The sequence below is a fragment of the Mycobacterium sp. 1164966.3 genome (assembly GCF_001665395.1).
Taxonomy (GTDB): domain Bacteria; phylum Actinomycetota; class Actinomycetes; order Mycobacteriales; family Mycobacteriaceae; genus Mycobacterium.
Map to the genome: position 1 here is coordinate 1 of NZ_LZSG01000038.1, position 1,261 is coordinate 1,261.

Here is a 1,261-nt window from a genome sequence, read left to right on the forward strand (position 1 = left end):
GAGGTCTTTAACGTGCTCGACGCTGAGCTGGAACGCCTGTGTGAGTTGTCCTTTGACGTGTTGACCACCCCGGAACGGCTGCGGGCTCTGCAGCGCCTGGAACGCCTCACCCGCCAACTGCGCGCTCCCCAACATACGCTGATCAACCAAATCGGCGCCCAGGCCGGCGATGCAGAGTTGGGCGGAACCTTGTGCGCGGCGCTGGCCGACCGGCTACGGATCACCAAAGCCGAAGCCGGGCGGCGCATCGCCGAAGCCGACGACCTCGGCCAGCGCCGGGCGCTGACCGGCGAGCCGCTGGCCCCCGACTGAACGCCACCGCGGCCACCCAACGCGACGGTTTGATCGGCGACGGACATGTCAAAGTCATCCGCAGCTTCTTTGCCCACCTGCCCACCGACATCGACCTGACCACCCGCGAGGCCGCCGACGCCGACCTGGCCGACAAAGCCCGCCACTACCGCCCCGACGAGCTGGCCAAATATGCCCAGCGGGTGATGGATTGGCTCAACCCCGACGGCGAGCTGCACGACCAGGAACGCGCCCGCAAGCGCGGCATCACCCTGGGCGACCAAGAGTACGACGGCATGTCGCGCCTGAGCGGCTATCTGACCCCCGAAGCCCGGGCCACCTTTGAACCCGTGCTGGCCAAACTGGCCGCCCCCGGCACCTGCAACCCCGAGGACGACACGCCCGTCATCGACGACACCCCCGATGAGGACGCGGTGCGCCGCGACACCCGCACCCAAGCCCAACGCAACCACGATGGCCTGCTGGCCGGCCTGCGCGCCCTCCTCGTCTCCGGCAAGCTGGGTCAACACAACGGGCTTCCGGTGTCGATCGTCGTCAACGCCAACCTCAACGATCTGCTCGCCACCACGGGCAAGGGACTGACCGGTGGCGGCTCACTGCTGCCGATGTCGGATCTGATCCGGCTGGCCAGCCACGCCAACCACTACCTGGCCATCTTCGATGGCGCCACCCCCCTGGCCCTGTATCACACCCGACGCTTGGCCTCACCCGCCCAGCGCATCATGCTCCACGCCAGGGATCGCGGCTGCACCAAACCGGGCTGCCCAGCACCGGCCTACCACAGCCAAGCCCACCACGTCCGGGGCTGGACCACCACCCGGCGCACCGACATCGACGAGCTCACCCTGGCCTGCGGCCCAGACAACCGACTCGCCGAAAAAGGCTGGACCACCCGCACCAACAGCCACGGCCAAACCGAATGGATACCACCGCCACACCTCGACCACGG

1 pseudogene is annotated in these 1,261 nt (G+C 68.2%); it reads left to right on the top strand.

The window, feature by feature from the left end:
* Positions 1-12: 12 nt before the first annotated feature.
* Positions 13-1,261, top strand: a pseudogene (locus A9W99_RS13375) (HNH endonuclease signature motif containing protein); the annotation flags it as partial.